17 protein-coding genes are annotated in these 15,261 nt (G+C 61.1%); 11 read left to right on the forward strand and 6 right to left on the reverse strand.

Annotation, left to right across the window (positions count from 1 at the left end; translation table 11 throughout):
• Positions 1 to 76: 76 nt before the first annotated feature.
• The 7 genes from GQX66_RS25400 to GQX66_RS25430 all read left to right on the forward strand — a co-directional run bounded on the left by GQX66_RS25400 (position 77) and on the right by GQX66_RS25430 (position 7,161).
• Positions 77 to 1,015, forward strand: a complete 939-nt coding sequence (locus GQX66_RS25400; RefSeq protein ID WP_240871957.1) for a DMT family transporter — start codon at positions 77 to 79, stop codon at positions 1,013 to 1,015.
• A 106-nt stretch (positions 1,016 to 1,121) separates the two neighbouring features.
• Positions 1,122 to 4,022, forward strand: a complete 2,901-nt coding sequence (locus tag GQX66_RS25405; RefSeq protein WP_240871958.1) for a monovalent cation/H+ antiporter subunit A — start codon at positions 1,122 to 1,124, stop codon at positions 4,020 to 4,022.
• Entirely contained in the window at positions 4,022 to 4,366 is a 345-nt protein-coding gene (locus tag GQX66_RS25410; protein WP_003192163.1) for a Na+/H+ antiporter subunit C, read from the forward strand. Before GQX66_RS25405 ends, GQX66_RS25410 begins: the two co-directional genes overlap by 1 nt.
• Entirely contained in the window at positions 4,363 to 6,042 is a 1,680-nt protein-coding gene (locus GQX66_RS25415; protein WP_240871959.1) for a monovalent cation/H+ antiporter subunit D, read from the forward strand. The genes GQX66_RS25410 and GQX66_RS25415 overlap by 4 nt, the downstream gene beginning before the upstream one ends.
• Positions 6,039 to 6,527 carry a Na+/H+ antiporter subunit E gene (locus GQX66_RS25420; RefSeq protein WP_240871960.1) on the forward strand — a complete coding sequence of 163 codons (489 nt, stop codon included), beginning with the start codon at positions 6,039 to 6,041 and terminating at the stop codon, positions 6,525 to 6,527. Before GQX66_RS25415 ends, GQX66_RS25420 begins: the two co-directional genes overlap by 4 nt.
• Positions 6,524 to 6,802 (forward strand): K+/H+ antiporter subunit F, encoded by a 279-nt coding sequence (locus GQX66_RS25425; protein WP_011334688.1) that lies wholly within the window; start codon positions 6,524 to 6,526, stop codon positions 6,800 to 6,802. Before GQX66_RS25420 ends, GQX66_RS25425 begins: the two co-directional genes overlap by 4 nt.
• The gene (locus GQX66_RS25430; protein ID WP_007950534.1) at positions 6,799 to 7,161 is read left to right on the forward strand and encodes a Na+/H+ antiporter subunit G; all 363 of its coding nucleotides are present in this window, start codon (positions 6,799 to 6,801) and stop codon (positions 7,159 to 7,161) included. Before GQX66_RS25425 ends, GQX66_RS25430 begins: the two co-directional genes overlap by 4 nt.
• On the opposite strand, the gene GQX66_RS25435 is transcribed toward GQX66_RS25430, so the two are convergent.
• The gene (locus GQX66_RS25435) at positions 7,158 to 7,598 is read right to left on the reverse strand and encodes a DUF3995 domain-containing protein (RefSeq protein WP_085746173.1); all 441 of its coding nucleotides are present in this window, start codon (positions 7,596 to 7,598) and stop codon (positions 7,158 to 7,160) included. The genes GQX66_RS25430 and GQX66_RS25435 overlap by 4 nt on opposite strands.
• A gap of 94 nt (positions 7,599 to 7,692) precedes the next feature.
• On the opposite strand from GQX66_RS25435, the gene GQX66_RS25440 reads away from it, so the two are divergent.
• Both GQX66_RS25440 and GQX66_RS25445 read left to right on the forward strand, forming a co-directional pair.
• Positions 7,693 to 8,079, forward strand: coding sequence for a DUF2946 domain-containing protein (locus GQX66_RS25440; protein ID WP_085746172.1), 387 nt, complete (start codon positions 7,693 to 7,695; stop codon positions 8,077 to 8,079).
• A 93-nt stretch (positions 8,080 to 8,172) separates the two neighbouring features.
• Positions 8,173 to 10,305 (forward strand): TonB-dependent receptor, encoded by a 2,133-nt coding sequence (locus GQX66_RS25445; RefSeq protein ID WP_085746171.1) that lies wholly within the window; start codon positions 8,173 to 8,175, stop codon positions 10,303 to 10,305.
• A 114-nt stretch (positions 10,306 to 10,419) separates the two neighbouring features.
• On the opposite strand, the gene GQX66_RS25450 is transcribed toward GQX66_RS25445, so the two are convergent.
• From GQX66_RS25450 to GQX66_RS25460, 3 genes are all read right to left on the reverse strand, one after another.
• Positions 10,420 to 11,436: an ABC transporter substrate-binding protein gene (locus GQX66_RS25450; RefSeq protein WP_085746170.1), complete on the reverse strand. Its 1,017-nt coding sequence runs from the start codon at positions 11,434 to 11,436 to the stop codon at positions 10,420 to 10,422.
• A gap of 128 nt (positions 11,437 to 11,564) precedes the next feature.
• The gene (locus GQX66_RS25455) at positions 11,565 to 11,762 is read right to left on the reverse strand and encodes a hypothetical protein (protein WP_085746169.1); all 198 of its coding nucleotides are present in this window, start codon (positions 11,760 to 11,762) and stop codon (positions 11,565 to 11,567) included.
• The gene (locus GQX66_RS25460) at positions 11,759 to 12,229 is read right to left on the reverse strand and encodes a hypothetical protein (RefSeq protein ID WP_007950541.1); all 471 of its coding nucleotides are present in this window, start codon (positions 12,227 to 12,229) and stop codon (positions 11,759 to 11,761) included. Before GQX66_RS25460 ends, GQX66_RS25455 begins: the two co-directional genes overlap by 4 nt.
• Before the next feature lie 408 nt (positions 12,230 to 12,637).
• Between GQX66_RS25460 and GQX66_RS25465 the strand changes: the two genes are divergently transcribed.
• Positions 12,638 to 12,901: a hypothetical protein gene (locus tag GQX66_RS25465; RefSeq protein ID WP_085746168.1), complete on the forward strand. Its 264-nt coding sequence runs from the start codon at positions 12,638 to 12,640 to the stop codon at positions 12,899 to 12,901.
• Positions 12,902 to 12,940: 39 nt separating this feature from the next.
• Positions 12,941 to 13,177, forward strand: a complete 237-nt coding sequence (locus tag GQX66_RS25470) for a DUF2789 family protein (RefSeq protein WP_039767041.1) — start codon at positions 12,941 to 12,943, stop codon at positions 13,175 to 13,177.
• Between the two features lie 6 nt (positions 13,178 to 13,183).
• Here the strand turns inward: GQX66_RS25470 and GQX66_RS25475 are convergent, their stop codons facing one another.
• Both GQX66_RS25475 and GQX66_RS25480 read right to left on the reverse strand, forming a co-directional pair.
• Positions 13,184 to 13,387 (reverse strand): hypothetical protein, encoded by a 204-nt coding sequence (locus tag GQX66_RS25475; RefSeq protein WP_039767042.1) that lies wholly within the window; start codon positions 13,385 to 13,387, stop codon positions 13,184 to 13,186.
• 113 nt (positions 13,388 to 13,500) lie between these two features.
• On the reverse strand, positions 13,501 to 15,105 hold the full coding sequence (locus GQX66_RS25480) for a methyl-accepting chemotaxis protein (protein ID WP_085746167.1): 1,605 nt from the start codon (positions 15,103 to 15,105) through the stop codon (positions 13,501 to 13,503).
• Between the last annotated feature and the right edge of the window lie 156 nt (positions 15,106 to 15,261).

Genomic DNA, 15,261 nt, shown 5'->3' on the forward strand with positions numbered 1-15,261 from the left:
CACTGGCTGGAGTTGGGCAGTATACTGCGCAACATTTGGCGCATTGTGCGTCTCCTCTTTAAAAGTGCGCAAGGTCATGACGTCAGCCAATCCTTCTCAATCTCCCCTGCGGTTTTCCCGGTTCAGCAAAGCCGAGTGCGTGCTGGTGCTGATCACCATGCTTTGGGGCGGCACCTTCCTGCTGGTGCAGCACGCGATGACCGTCAGCGGCCCGATGTTTTTCGTCGGCCTGCGCTTTGCCGCCGCCGCGATCATAGTGGCGCTATTCTCCTGGAAACACCTGCGTGAACTGACCCTGTTCGAACTCAGGGCTGGCGCCTTTATCGGCGTCGCGATCCTGCTCGGTTATGGCTTGCAGACCGTCGGCTTGCAGAGTATTCCCAGCAGTCAGTCGGCGTTCATCACGGCGTTGTACGTGCCGTTTGTGCCACTACTGCAATGGCTGGTGCTCGGTCGGCGTCCGGGTTTGATGCCGAGCATCGGCATCATGCTGGCGTTTACCGGGCTGATGCTGCTTTCCGGGCCGTCCGGGGCTTCGCTGAATTTCAGCCCCGGGGAAATCGCCACGCTGATCAGCGCCATTGCCATAGCGGCCGAAATCATCCTGATCAGCAACTATGCCGGGCAAGTCGATGTGCGCCGGGTAACCGTGGTGCAGCTGGCGACGACTTCGGTGCTGTCGTTTTTGATGGTGGTGCCGACCGACGAGGCGATTCCGGACTTCTCGTGGTTGTTACTGAGCACCGCCCTGGGCCTGGGCGCGATGAGTGCGGCGATTCAGGTGGCGATGAACTGGGCGCAGAAAAGTGTTTCGCCAACCCGAGCGACCTTGATCTACGCCGGTGAACCGGTGTGGGCCGGGATCGTCGGGCGCATCGCGGGGGAGCGTTTGCCAACGATTGCATTGGTGGGTGCGGGGCTGATCGTGGCGGCAGTGATCGTCAGTGAATTGAAGACCAAAGGCAAAGAGACACAAACGGTCACGGAAGAATTGGAGCACGAGACCGAAGGCTAAACGGGGGTTTTACGGCTACTTTGTAGGATTCAGAGACATCCTCGCGTTTGGCGATCCGGGAGCTGGCACGTATGATGCTTCACAAACTTCCGCAGATTAGAAGCCTATGTCCCTGATAGTTCTACTGCTTCTGCCTTTTCTGGGCAGCTGTCTGGCAGCCGTGCTGCCGCACAACGCACGTAACGCCGAATCCCTGCTGGCAGGTCTGGTCGCACTGGTCGGGACTGTCTCGGTCGCGCTGCTATACCCGCAGATCGCCCACGGCGGCGTGATCCGCGAAGAATTCACGTGGCTGCCCAGCCTGGGCCTGAACTTCGTCCTGCGCATGGACGGCTTCGCCTGGCTGTTCTCGATGCTGGTGCTGGGCATCGGCACCCTCGTTTCCTTATATGCCCGTTATTACATGTCGCCGGACGATCCGGTGCCGCGTTTCTTTGCGTTCTTTCTGGCGTTCATGGGCGCCATGCTCGGGCTGGTGATCTCCGGCAACCTGATTCAAATCGTGTTCTTCTGGGAGCTGACCAGCCTTTTCTCGTTCCTGTTGATCGGCTACTGGCACCACCGCCACGACGCGCGCCGTGGTGCGTACATGGCGTTGATGGTCACCGGTGCGGGCGGATTATGTCTGCTGGCGGGGGTCATGATTCTCGGCCATGTGGTCGGCAGCTATGACCTGGACAAGGTCCTGGCCGCCGGCGATCTGATTCGCGCACATGCACTCTACCCTATCCTGCTTCCCCTCATTCTTATCGGCGCCCTCAGCAAAAGCGCCCAGTTCCCCTTCCACTTCTGGCTGCCGCACGCGATGGCGGCGCCCACACCGGTTTCGGCGTACCTCCATTCGGCGACCATGGTCAAGGCAGGGGTTTTCCTGCTGGCCCGGCTGTGGCCGTCGCTGTCCGGCAGCGAAGAATGGTTCTACATCGTCAGCGGCGCCGGTGCCGCCACGCTATTGCTCGGCGCGTACTGCGCGATGTTCCAGAACGATCTCAAAGGACTGCTGGCCTACTCGACCATCAGCCATCTCGGCCTGATCACGCTGCTGCTCGGCCTGAACAGCCCGCTGGCCGCCGTGGCGGCGGTGTTCCACATTCTCAACCACGCGACCTTCAAGGCTTCGCTGTTCATGGCCGCGGGGATCATCGACCACGAAAGCGGCACCCGCGACATCCGCAAACTCAACGGCCTGTTCAAACTGATTCCGTTCACCGCCACCCTGGCGATGGTGGCCAGTGCATCCATGGCCGGCGTGCCACTGCTCAACGGTTTCCTGTCGAAAGAAATGTTCTTCGCCGAAACCGTGTTCATCAACGCCACGGCGTGGGTCGAAGCCGCGTTGCCTATCGTCGCGACGATTGCCGGCACGTTCAGCGTGGCCTATTCACTGCGCTTCACTGTTGATGTGTTCTTCGGCCCGACCGCCACCGACCTGCCGCACACCCCGCACGAACCGCCACGCTGGATGCGCGCGCCAGTTGAGTTGCTGGTCTTCACCTGTTTGCTGGTGGGGATTTTCCCGGCCCAAATTGTAGGCCCGTTGCTGGCCGCTGCCGCCTTGCCGGTGGTGGGTGGCGTGCTGCCGGAATACAGCCTGGCGATCTGGCACGGCCTCAATGCACCGATGATCATGAGCCTGATCGCCATGTCCGGCGGCATCGTGCTGTATCTGCTACTGCGCAACCAGCTCAAGCGCGGCCGCTTCAAGTATCCGCCGCTGGCGGGCCGCCTCAACGGCAAGCGAATGTTCGAGCGCAGTCTGGTGGCGATGATGCGCCTGGCCCGGCGGCTGGAGCGGCGCATCGGCACCAAGCGTCTGCAAATCCAGCTGTTCCTGATGGTGTTGGCGGCAGTGCTGGCCGGCCTGATCCCAATGCTGCACAGCAGCCTGAGCTGGGGCGACCGGCCGAAGATCCCTGGCTCGATCGTGTTCGTGACCCTGTGGCTGCTGGCAATCGCCTGCGCCCTCGGCGCCGCGTGGCAGGCCAAGTATCACCGTCTCGCGGCCCTGACCATGGTCAGCGTCTGCGGGCTAATGACGTGCGTGACCTTCGTCTGGTTCTCGGCGCCGGATCTGGCCCTGACGCAACTGGTGGTCGAAGTGGTGACCACCGTGTTGATCCTGCTCGGCCTGCGCTGGCTGCCACGGCGGATCGAAGAGGTTTCGCCACTGCCAAGCAGCCTGCGCAAGGCGCGGGTCCGGCGTCTGCGCGACTTGCTGCTGTCGATTGCCGTCGGTGGCGGCATGGCGTTGCTGTCCTACGCGATGCTGACCCGCCAGACGCCGAACGACATTTCTTCGTTCTACCTGAGCCGCGCCCTGCCCGAGGGCGGCGGAAGCAACGTGGTCAACGTGATGCTGGTGGATTTCCGTGGTTTCGACACCCTTGGCGAAATCACGGTGCTCGCCGCCGTAGCGCTGACCGTATTCGCCCTGCTGCGTCGCTTCCGCCCGCCGAAAGAAAGCCTGCAACTGCCGGCTCAGCAGCGCCTGCTCGCCCCCGACGTGGTCACCGATCTGGTCAACCCGCGTTCGGCCAGCGACACCGCGCTCGGTTTCATGATGGTGCCGGCGGTACTGGTGCGCCTGCTGCTGCCGATTGCGCTGGTGGTGTCGTTCTACCTGTTCATGCGCGGGCATAACCAGCCGGGCGGCGGTTTCGTCGCCGGTCTGGTGATGTCGGTGGCGTTCATCCTGCAATACATGGTCGCCGGCACCCAGTGGGTCGAGGCGCAAATGAGCCTGCGCCCACTGCGCTGGATGGGCACCGGCCTGCTGTTCGCCACCGTCACCGGGCTCGGGGCGATGGCGGTCGGGTATCCATTCCTCACCACCCACACCTGGCATTTCAGCTTGCCGCTGCTCGGTGACATCCATATCGCCAGCGCGCTGTTCTTCGATATCGGCGTCTACGCCGTGGTGGTCGGCTCGACCTTGCTGATCCTCACCGCCCTCGCCCACCAATCGGTCCGGGGCCACAAAACCGCTGCCGCCAAAGGAGCCGTCTGATGGAAGAAGTCATCGCAATCGCCATCGGCGTGCTCGCCGCCTCCGGGGTCTGGCTGATTCTGCGGCCACGGACGTTCCAGGTGGTGATGGGCCTGTGCCTGCTGTCCTACGGCGTCAACCTGTTCATCTTCAGCATGGGCAGCCTGTTCATCGGCAAGGAGCCGATCATCAAGGACGGCGTGCCGCAGGACCTGCTCAACTACACCGACCCGCTGCCCCAGGCGCTGGTGCTGACGGCCATCGTCATCAGCTTCGCCATGACCGCATTGTTCCTGGTGGTGCTGCTGGCCTCGCGGGGCCTGACCGGTACCGACCACGTTGACGGAAGGGAGCCCAAGGAATGACGGCGATGACTCACCTGATCGCCGCACCGATCCTGCTGCCGCTGCTGACCGCCGCCATCATGCTGATGCTCGGCGAGAAGCACCGTCCGCTGAAGGCGAAAATCAACCTGTTCTCCAGCCTCCTCGGCCTCGGCATCTCGGTAATGCTGCTGCAATGGACCCAGACCACCGGCGTTCCCGGTTCGATTGGGGTTTATCTGCCGGGCAACTGGCAGGTGCCGTTCGGCATCGTGCTGGTGGTCGATCGTCTGTCGGCATTGATGCTGGTGCTGACCGGAATCATTGGCGTCAGCGCCCTGCTCTTCGCCATGGCCCGCTGGGACGGCGCCGCGTCGAGCTTCCACGCGTTGTTCCAGATTCAGTTGATGGGCCTCTACGGTGCATTCCTGACGGCGGACCTGTTCAATCTGTTTGTGTTCTTCGAGGTATTGCTGGCCGCGTCCTACGGCCTGTTGCTTCATGGCTCGGGCCGGGCGCGGGTGTCGTCGGGGCTGCATTACATCTCGATCAACCTGCTGGCCTCGTCGCTGTTCCTGATCGGCGCTGCGTTGATCTACGGTGTGACCGGCACGCTGAACATGGCGGATCTGGCCCTGAAGATCCCGCTGGTGCCGGAAGCCGACCGTGGCCTGTTGCACGCCGGCGCGGGGATCCTCGCCGTGGCCTTCCTGGCCAAGGCCGGCATGTGGCCGCTGAACTTCTGGCTGGTGCCGGCCTACTCGTCAGCCAGCGCGCCAGTCGCGGCGATGTTCGCGATCATGACCAAGGTCGGCGTCTACACCTTGCTGCGTCTGTGGACGCTGCTGTTCTCGGGCCAAGCGGGCGCTTCGGCTTACTTCGGCGGTGACTGGCTGATCTACGGCGGCATGGCGACCATGGCCGGTGCGGGCGTGGCAATCATTGCCGCGCAACGCCTGGAACGCATGGCTAGCCTAAGCATTCTGGTGTCGGCGGGGATCCTGCTGTCGGCCGTGGGTTTCGCCCAGCCGAACCTGATTGGCGCCGCGCTGTTCTATCTGGTCAGCTCGACCCTGGCGCTGAGCGCGCTGTTCCTGCTGGCTGAGTTGATCGAACGCTCGCGTACCGCCATCGAAGTGCCGCTGGAAGATGAAAACGAACTGCTGCCGCGTCCGCAGGAGTGGCAACGACCGGTCAAGGGCATCAACCTCGACGACGATCAGAAAGCCGTGGTCGGTCAGGTGATCCCGTGGACCATGGCATTCCTCGGTCTGAGCTTCATTGCCTGCGCGTTGCTGATTATCGGCATGCCGCCGCTGTCCGGATTCATCGGCAAACTTAGCCTGATCGGCGCCCTGCTCAACCCGCTGGGCCTCGGCGCCGGCGAACCGATCTCGAATGCCGCCTGGGCGTTGCTGGCCCTGCTGATCCTCACCGGGCTCGGCTCGCTGATGGCGTTCTCGCGCCTCGGGATCCAGCGCTTCTGGTCGCCTGAAGAGCGACCGTCGCCGCTGCTGCGCAAACTGGAATGCACGCCGATTTTCCTGCTGCTCGGCCTGAGCATCGCGCTGACCTTCAAGGCTGAGCCGCTGCTGCGTTACACCCAGGCAGCCGCAGATGCCCTGAACAATCCGCAGCAATACGTGATGGCGGTGCTCGGCACCCGCGCCATACCCAGCCCGGAAGCCAAGGCTGCGCTGCTGGAGGCGCAACCATGAAGCGTCTGTTCCCTGCGCCGTGGTTGTCGCTTGCGCTGTGGTTGCTCTGGCTGGTGCTGAACCTGTCGGTCAGCCCGGGTAACCTGCTGCTCGGTGCCGTACTCGGTTTCTGCGCCCCGCTGATGATGCGCAAACTGCGCCCGCAGCGGATTCACATCCGCCGCCCGGGCACGATCCTGCGATTGTTTCTGCTGGTCGGGCGCGATGTGATCGTCTCGAACCTGCAAGTGGCCTGGGGCGTTCTCAACGCCGGTCGTCGGCCGCTTCGTTCACGCTTCATCAAGGTGCCGCTGGACCTTCGCGATGCCAACGGTCTGGCGGCGCTGTCGATGATCTGTACGGTCGTGCCCGGCACGGTGTGGTCGGAGCTGGCGCTGGATCGCAGCGTTCTGTTGCTGCACGTCTGGAATCTGGATGACGAGGCGCAATTCATCCAGCACTTCAAGGTCACTTACGAGCGGCCGTTGATGGAGATTTTCGAATGAGCCCGCTGCTGTCGAACGCGATTCTGCTGACGCTGTTCCTGTTTTCACTGGCCATGGTCCTCACGCTGGTACGCCTGTTCAAAGGCCCGTCGGCGCAAGACCGGGTACTGGCACTGGATTACCTGTACATCGTCGCCATGCTGATGATGCTGACCCTGGGGATTCGTTATGCCAGTGACACCTACTTCGAAGCGGCGCTGCTGATCGCGCTGTTCGGCTTCGTCGGCTCGTTTGCTTTGGCGAAGTTCCTCCTGCGTGGCGAGGTGATCGAATGAACGCTGAACTGTCTCTCTGGGTGGAAATCCCGGTGGCGATCCTGCTGGTCCTCAGCGGCGTGTTCGCCCTGATCGGCGCGACCGGCCTGCTGCGGATGAAAGATTACTTCCAGCGCATGCACCCGCCGGCGCTGGCCTCGACGTTGGGCGCGTGGTGCGTGGCGCTGGCGTCGATCATCTGTTTTTCCGCGCTCAAATCCGGGCCGGTGCTGCACGCATGGCTGATCCCGATTCTGCTTTCGATCACCGTGCCAGTGACCACCCTGCTGCTGGCGCGGGCGGCATTGTTCCGCAAGCGCATGGCCGGGGATGACGTGCCGGCCGAGGTCAGCAGCCGGCGTACTGAAACCGGCAGTTAGATCCAGGCGACAGCCAACAGCCCGGCTCCCAATATCAGACACAGCGGCGAGTAAACCCAAGTGTCGAGCCGGGCAAATCGCGACCCCTTCACTTCCTTGAAAAACCCCACCAGCTCCGAATCGCCGATTGCCCGCGCAAACATCAGCAGCGCAATCGCGCTGATCACCCATTGCAGCGCCCAGTGATGCACGGCGGGCAGCCACCACCCCACTCGCATGCACACCAGTGCGGCAATCAGTAGCAGGGCTGCCGCCACCACCAGCGTGATCCAGCCTGACGGCTTGAACGCCGGCCTGAGCGTCAGTCCGCCGTTGTCAACCGGAACCTGCGGCACCACCGCCACGGCCGCCCACTGCCCACCCATCGCCCAATACACATGCATCAGGCTGATCACCGCAAATATCGCCACCAGCCATTGAGCCAACACAAAGGTCATGGTCGAGAATCCTTTAAAGGGATTTGAACAAAACATCCTAGTCGGCATTTTTCCATGTGCACGACCGGTCGGCGGTGCGGTAAAGTGCCGCCCCATGAAATTCACCCGTACCGATCGCTCACTGCTGGCCTGGATGCTCTATTGCTGCGTCCTGTTCAACGTGTTCGCCTGCAGCATCGGTCACGGACAAATGGTCGGCATGCAGCTCAACGGTATCGGCGGCCAGTTCTGCGCCGTCGACCCGAGCACCCAAGCGCCGCTCGCCTCGAGTCCCGCCGAAGAAAAACTGCCGACTCTGGCCAAGGCCTTCGGCTGCCCGCTGTGCTCTACCGGTGGCATGGGTCCGGCATTCAACTCCAGCCTGACCCTGGCGATCCTGCCGGAACAACACAGCCCGCCGCTGCCGGTCATCGTCAGCGCCGACCTCCCTGCCCGCTTTATCTGGCCTTCGGCCAACCCTCGCGCCCCGCCCCTCGCCTGAGTGTCCTTGCCTTTTTGATTTGTCAGCCTACTGCGCCAACGCGCGGCGTTCGCCTGTGCGCTGACTCCTAGACAAGTATTCAGGATTCAATCGATGAAACAACTTACCTTGCTGGCGAGCCTTTGCGGCTGCCTGTCCGTCAACGTCTGGGCGCAATCCACCGTGGATCTGGCGCCGATCACCATTGACGGCGAGTCCGGCGTCGAACCGGGCCTGAGCCTCGACCAGTCCAGCGGCATGGCCTCGCGCCTTGGTTTGAGCGTACGCGACACTCCGGCCTCGGTGGCGATCGCCAACCGCAATGACATCGAGCGTCACGGTTCACAAAACTTTCAGGACGCGGCCAACACCTTGCCGGGGGTGAACGCCAGTGCGCCGCCGGGCTTTGGCGGGTTCGTCTCCTATCGCGGTTTTACCAGCAGCCAGATCACCCAGATGTTCAATGGCGTGAACGTTTCCGGCGGCCTGGCTCGCCCCGTAGATTCATGGATTTATGATCGGGTGGAATTGGTCGGCGGCCCCTCGTCGCTGATCAACGGCGCAGGCTCGGTCGGTGGCTCGCTGAACTACGTGACCAAACTGGCCACGCGCGACGAGCAAGCCATCGAAGGTCGGGTCAGCTACGGCACCTACGACACTACCGAAACCGCATTCGGCCTCAACCACGCGCTGACCGAACCCGGCGCCGAGGTGCAGCATTACGCGCGTCTCGACGTCAGCCACAACACCAGCAACGGCTACATCGACCGCCAAGAGCGCGATGCCTGGAGCGTGGCGTTCTCGCTGCTCAGCGACCTGACGCCGAACCTGTCGCACACCCTGGCCCTGGAATATCAGGACGAACACGAGGACAGCCCGTACTGGGGCACGCCGGTGCTCAACCCCAAGGCCGGCGAGTTGAAAATCGGCAAGCACAACCGCTTCAACAACTACAACGTCGAGGACGGCCGCTACGAGCAGCGGACCATCTGGGTGCGCTCGATCATCGACTACCGGATCAACGACAGCACCACCCTGCGCAACACCCTCTATCACCTCGACAGCCAGCGCGATTACCGCAACCTGGAAACCTATCAATACAACGCCGACAACAGCGCCGTGAACCGCTCCACTGCGTATCAGGTGCGACACCAGGGCGAGCAGAACGGCAACCAGTTCGAACTGCGCCACGACAACAGCCTGTTCGGCCTCGACACCACCTGGTCCGGCGGATTCGAGTACAAGGTCAACCAGACCACCAACTCGCCGCTGAACGTCAAAGGCGCCAGCACGGTGAACCCGAACAACTACCGACCGGGGCATTTCTATGACATTCCCGGAACGATGCCGGGTTTCGTCAGCGACAAGACCAACGAAATCACCACCAAAGCGCTGTTTGCCGAAAACCGCCTGGCACTGACTGACAAGCTCTCGCTGCTTACTGGCCTGCGGTACGACGATATCGACCTCGACGTGACCAACCATCGCACGGTGACCGCGAGTAACCCGCGCCATCTCAAACGTAGCTGGGAACCGGTCACCGGGCGCATCGGCCTGACATACCAGTTCATTCCGTCAGCCAATGTGTACGTGCAATACAGCAACGCCGCCGAGCAACCCAATGGCACCCAGGACTTCGATGTCTCGACCGGCAAGCAATGGGAAATCGGCAGCAAGTTCGACTACCTGAACGGGCGCGGCTCGGCGACAGTGGCCGCCTACACCATCGAGCGCAAGGACTTCGCGGTGACGGATCCGATGGACCCGACTAGCAGCATTCCGGTCGGCCAACAGACTTCGAAGGGCATCGAGATTGCCAGCTCGCTCAGGATCACCGACAAGCTGCTGGCCGAAGGCAACTTCGCCTGGGTCGATGCGCAATACGATGAGTTCAACGAAAAGAACGCCGCCGGCGTAGTGGTTTCCCGCAAAGGCAACACACCGACCAACGTGCCGGACCGGGTCGGCAATCTGTGGCTGACCTACGATTTCTCGCCGCAATGGCAAGGCGGGGTCGATGCTCGGTATGTGGCATCGGTGTTCGCCGACACGGCCAACACCATGACCGTGCCGTCGTACACGCTGTTTGGCAGCTTCCTCAGCTACCAGGTGGATTCGCACACCACCGTGACCGGGCGGGTGCGCAACCTGACGAATGAGGTGTATGCCGAGTTCGCCCATGTATCGCCGGCGTATTACCTCGGCTCACCGCGCACCTTTGAGCTGGCTGTGCAAACCCGCTTCTAAAAGCTTCGCGGGCAAACCCGCTCCCACAGGAATCGATGTGTTTTCAAAGCTCAGAGCACACCGAAAAACCTGTGGGAGCGGGCTTGCCCGCGATAAGGCCCGTCGTTACGGCCTCTATTTCAAATCAGCTGAAACCTTATCTGCCACATCCTTCGGCAACCACGCCTGCCACACATCCGGATGCGCCTTCATGAACGCCACCGCCGCATCCCGGGGCGCCGTGTGTTTCTCGCTCATTTCGGCCAGCGCCTTGTTCAGGTCATCAATCGGAAAATCGACCTTGCTGAAAAACTCGGCAATCTGCGGATACTGCTTCTGGAACGGCGTGGACACCCCGATCGACAGCTTAGAGGCCAGTGAACGGGTCGGTTTCGGATTGGGGTTATCGGCGTCGGTCAGGGTTTTCCAGGCCTCGGCATCAAAAGGCGGCTCTTCCAGCTGGATCAGCTTGAACTTACCGAGCAGAGGGGTCGGCGACCAGTAATAGAACAGCACCGGTTTGCCCCGACGGATCGATGAGCTGATTTCCGCATCCAGTGCCGCACCGGAGCCGCTGCGGAAATTGACGAAATCATCCTGCAAGCCATAAGCCGTGAGCTTCTGCTTGTTGACCACCTCCGATGTCCAGCCGATCGGGCTGTTGAGGAACCGTCCCTTGCTCGGGGTTTCCGGATCCTTGAACACGTCCTTGTACTTCTTTAGATCGCTGACACTGCGCAGCTCCGGCGCCAATGGCTTGATGCCTTTGGCCGGATCGCCCTTGATCACGTACTCCGGCACCCACCAGCCTTCGGTGGCGCCTTTGACCGTGTCGCCCAGGCTGACGACCTTGCCTTCGGCCTCGGCCTTGACCCATACCGGACTGCGCCCGGCCCACTCTTCGCCGATGACCTGAATGTCATTGTTGGCCAGCGCAGTCTCAAGGGTGATGGTGGTGCCCGGCAAGGTATCGGTCGGCAGGCCGTAACCCTTCTCGACGATGATCCGCAGGACGTCGGTGATCAGGCTGCCGCTTTCCCAGTTCAGGTCGGCAAAGTGGATCGGCGCCTGTGCCGCGCTCACCGCAGGCACCGCCGTCATCAAGCCGAAGGAGGTCAGGCCAGCGGCCAGCAACCGTCGAAATCCGTTCATGCTTTTGCACCTCGTGCTGTTCACAGCAATAGCAGGATGGCCTGACAGAAGACCGCAAGCCTCTGAATACTCAGTCAACTGACTGTAGACGAGGTTCCTGCTTTTTCAGGGGCATGACACGGATGAGGCTACTTTTCAGAAATTTCCTGCAGGTTCTTCAGCTCGCGTCTGACCATGCTGGCGTATTCCGCAGGCTGCAAGGCGTAGATCTGCGAGGCGACCCACCCCAGCCAGGCGCTCTTCATTTCGGCCTTTGCAGTGAACAATCGACGTGCTTCTTCACGGGCGCTGTCGAGGTTCTGCAAATGGAAATCGGCGCGGCTCACTCGCTGGCCTTGAAGGTCACCAGTTCGCCCTTGCGCCACTTGGCGGCTTTGGCGGTGACGGCTTTCAGGGTCTTGGTCAGGCCTTCCTGCAGTTGTTCATTGGCGGCGAACACGGTGACCGCGCTGTGGCCTTCCTTGAACACAATGGCATGGCCGTCGGCCGTGGTGACGAACGCGTAGTCGCCCAAGCCGTACACAGTCATTTTGATTTCGCGAAAGCGGATGTCCATCTTGCCGCCTTCACGGCTCGGCAGCACCGACGCGCTGAAATGATCACCGACCTTGAGCTTGAGGCCAGGTTTGTCATCGACCACCAATGCGCTTTCGGTGTCGATCTCGGCAACGTAAATGCCTTCGGCGTTTTGCTCGGTGATGTAAACAAAACGCGATTGAAACTGCTTGACCAGCTTTGCCCGCAAATCACCCAGCACGAACAAAGCATGCATATCGAGGTTACTGACTGCCAAAGAAACATCCCCACACTTGAAAAGAGTGCCGTACGCGAAAAGCGCGCACGGCAGAAAAAATCGGCCAGGCCGAAGGTGTTGCGCGATGACTCGAATATACGCCTGAGCGAGCGAAGTGCTCATTCAACGCGAGTTGCACAAGACTACTGGAATGCCACTCACGAAACCTGCAAAGACGTTCTCCAAATGTTGAAGGAAAACGCGTCACGTTCAGCCAGAGAAAACTGACTACGAACTTTAGGGAAAAAACTCACCAAGAAAATCACTTTTCCGACATATCGCACGCAAAAAATTGCTTTAGATAGTGCCATGCCGTCAACAGGTGTTGGCGATTCTAGAGCAGCGATGCTGTTCACGACTACCCGCAACACCCTGTAAATGCGGGTCAATCCATGAAAAGGACTTCATATGTGCACTATGACGCATTTTGCCGTGACTCACGAACCTGCCTTTGTCCTGAACACTCCAGGCTTTGAGACTGTTCCTACAATCGAGTCTTGCGGTCAGGCACCGTTGTTTCAGGTGATCCCGGCGGGCAATGGCTTTTTCCATATCAGGGAAAAGTCGACGGGGCTTGTCAGAGGTTTCCGCGAGGATCACAACGCCGCCTGCGCCCTCGCCCGTTCACTGGAATCGCGGATCGAACTCCTGGCCGACGAGCACCTCAGATAAAGAGAGTGACCGACCCCGCCATCCTTCAAGGAGTACACCATGGAACTGCCTGCTTACAACCTGACAACCCTGTTCGATCAATTAGGGCTGCCTTCGGAGGAAACGGCGATCGACGACTTCATCGAAGCCCATCCGCTGGACGCCGATACCAAGCTGATCGACGCCGACTTCTGGAGCCCGCAGCAGGCGCAGATGCTCAAGGAGTGGCTACGGGCCGATGGCGAGGAAGCCATCATGGTCGATGAGCTGAATGTGCGCCTGCACCGGGGCAAGTAATCTTGATCAGTGCAGGCTGTCACCGGTTTCAGCGCTCAATTGCGCAAGCCATGCGGCCCTGCACTCTTCCGCTTCATTACGACTCGCGAAAGCGGTGCCGCGGCGTTCACCATTGAGCAGCACCACCCAGCAGACACTTTGTCCCATCGCGCGCAGCCCGGCAGGTACGCCGCTGCCGATCATCACCGCGACATCGACTCTGCATTGCATGTTGACCTCCCAACTTCATTAGCAACCTAACTATGTGGGCATGTTAATGATTTGGATCAAGAGGAAACAGCAACGCCGCTGCACAGATTAATTGCAGTTCCGGCAACAATGCCTCAGCGCGGATTTTCGGGTTTGTAGCCCAGACGCAACCCGCCCCAATGCCGGCCCTTGACCATGATCGGCACCGACAGGTCGTGCATCAACTCGCCGGTATCGCGGGTGTAAGTCTGCAACAGCACCGGTTGCTGGTGGCTGCCGCAACGGATTCCGGTGCGGTCGGCAAATTTGCGTTTGGTGCGATTGTTGACGGTATCGACCTGCACATTACCGGTCAGCGGTTGGCTGAATGCCTGATTGTGGGTCGGCACATAACCCTGCTGCGTGCAGGCGATGGCGAACACCAGACCTTCGTGACGCGGCAGTAACGGTTCCTGAATGGCCGGCAGCACCTGATCGGTGTAGCGATCGAAACGAGTCTGGAACTTGGCGGGCTGGGTGTCGGGAATCGGTTGATATTGGCGGTCGAACAGGTCTTCAAGACTAATGCGTCCCTGCTCGACATCGGCCTCGAACCGCGCGGCAATCTGGCTGGCCCCTTCGCGGGCGAGGTCGTAGATGCGCTGGTGATAGTCGTCCAGCCCGACTTCGGCCAGGCGTTCGCTGATGGTTTCTGCCTGCCCTTCCATCTGCACGGCGGCCTCGGCCAAGCGTCGGGTCTGTTGGTCGCTGATCGCCAGATCACTGCGCATCTGTTCGATGGCAGTGAACAGGCTGTCGAGCTGTTCACGATTGGTTTCCGCGCCTCGGGCGATTTCGCCGACTTGGGTTTCTACGCCGGCAGCCAGTCGCGCGATGTTTTCCAGGTGCTGACCGGTGTGTTCGACTTGCTCGACGCCCGTGTGCAAATCGTCGGAGAGCTGGCGGATCTGCTCCACCACCTGCGCCGTGCGTTGCTGGATGTCGGCGACCATCTCGCCCACTTCGCCGGTGGCCGTCGCAGTACGGGCCGCCAGACCGCGTACTTCGTCCGCGACCACCGCAAAACCGCGACCGTGCTCGCCGGCCCGGGCCGCTTCGATGGCGGCGTTCAATGCCAGGAGATTGGTCTGACTGGCAATCGACTGAATCACCAGCGTCACGCGCTGGATGTCATCACTGCGCTGGCTCAAGGCTTCGATCAGTTCGCGGCTGGCATTGGCGCGCTGGCTGAGTTGATGCATGCGCGTGATCGAGTCCACCAGTTCGGTGCGCCCTGCTGCGCTGCTGTGATGGGCTTCGCTGGCAGCGCCCAAGGCTTCACGGCTGAGCTGCGAAGTGGCTTGCTCAGTGGCGATCATGACTTCAGCGTTATTAACGATCTGCGCGGCGGCGTCGAGTTGCGATTGCAGCTTGCCGGCCAGCTCTTTGACGGAAAACGCAACGCCGGCGGCTGACAGCGCGTTATGACTGGTTGTGTAGGAAAGGTCGCGAGTCAGCTCGGACATCGCGTTGCTGCTGTCGACCGGTTGCGCATCGGGGACCGCCCGGGAACGCAGGCGCGGCAGCCAGACAATCAGCACCGCCAGCGGCATGCCGATGTACAAGGGCCATTCACCCAGGCTCATCCCGGCCAGCAACAGCATCAGGGCGATGCTTTGCAGGGTCGGCGTCAGCCAGCGACTCTTCGGCAAAACAACTGGTGCAGGCAGAGCCGCAACCAGAGATCCATCTCTCGTCATTTCGTTACCCCACGCTTGTTCTCATTGTTGTGACTGCATTAAACGCCACTACAACGCCATTATCCATGGTCCGTTAGTCGTGGGTCTGTGGCAGGTCAATGGAATGGCGGGGAGACTTTCCGGCAGACGAGAAAAAGCAAAGATCGCAGCCTTTTG

Origin of the sequence: Pseudomonas sp. B707, assembly GCF_022496685.1 — a bacterium.
GTDB classification, from domain to species: domain Bacteria; phylum Pseudomonadota; class Gammaproteobacteria; order Pseudomonadales; family Pseudomonadaceae; genus Aquipseudomonas; species Aquipseudomonas paraglycinae.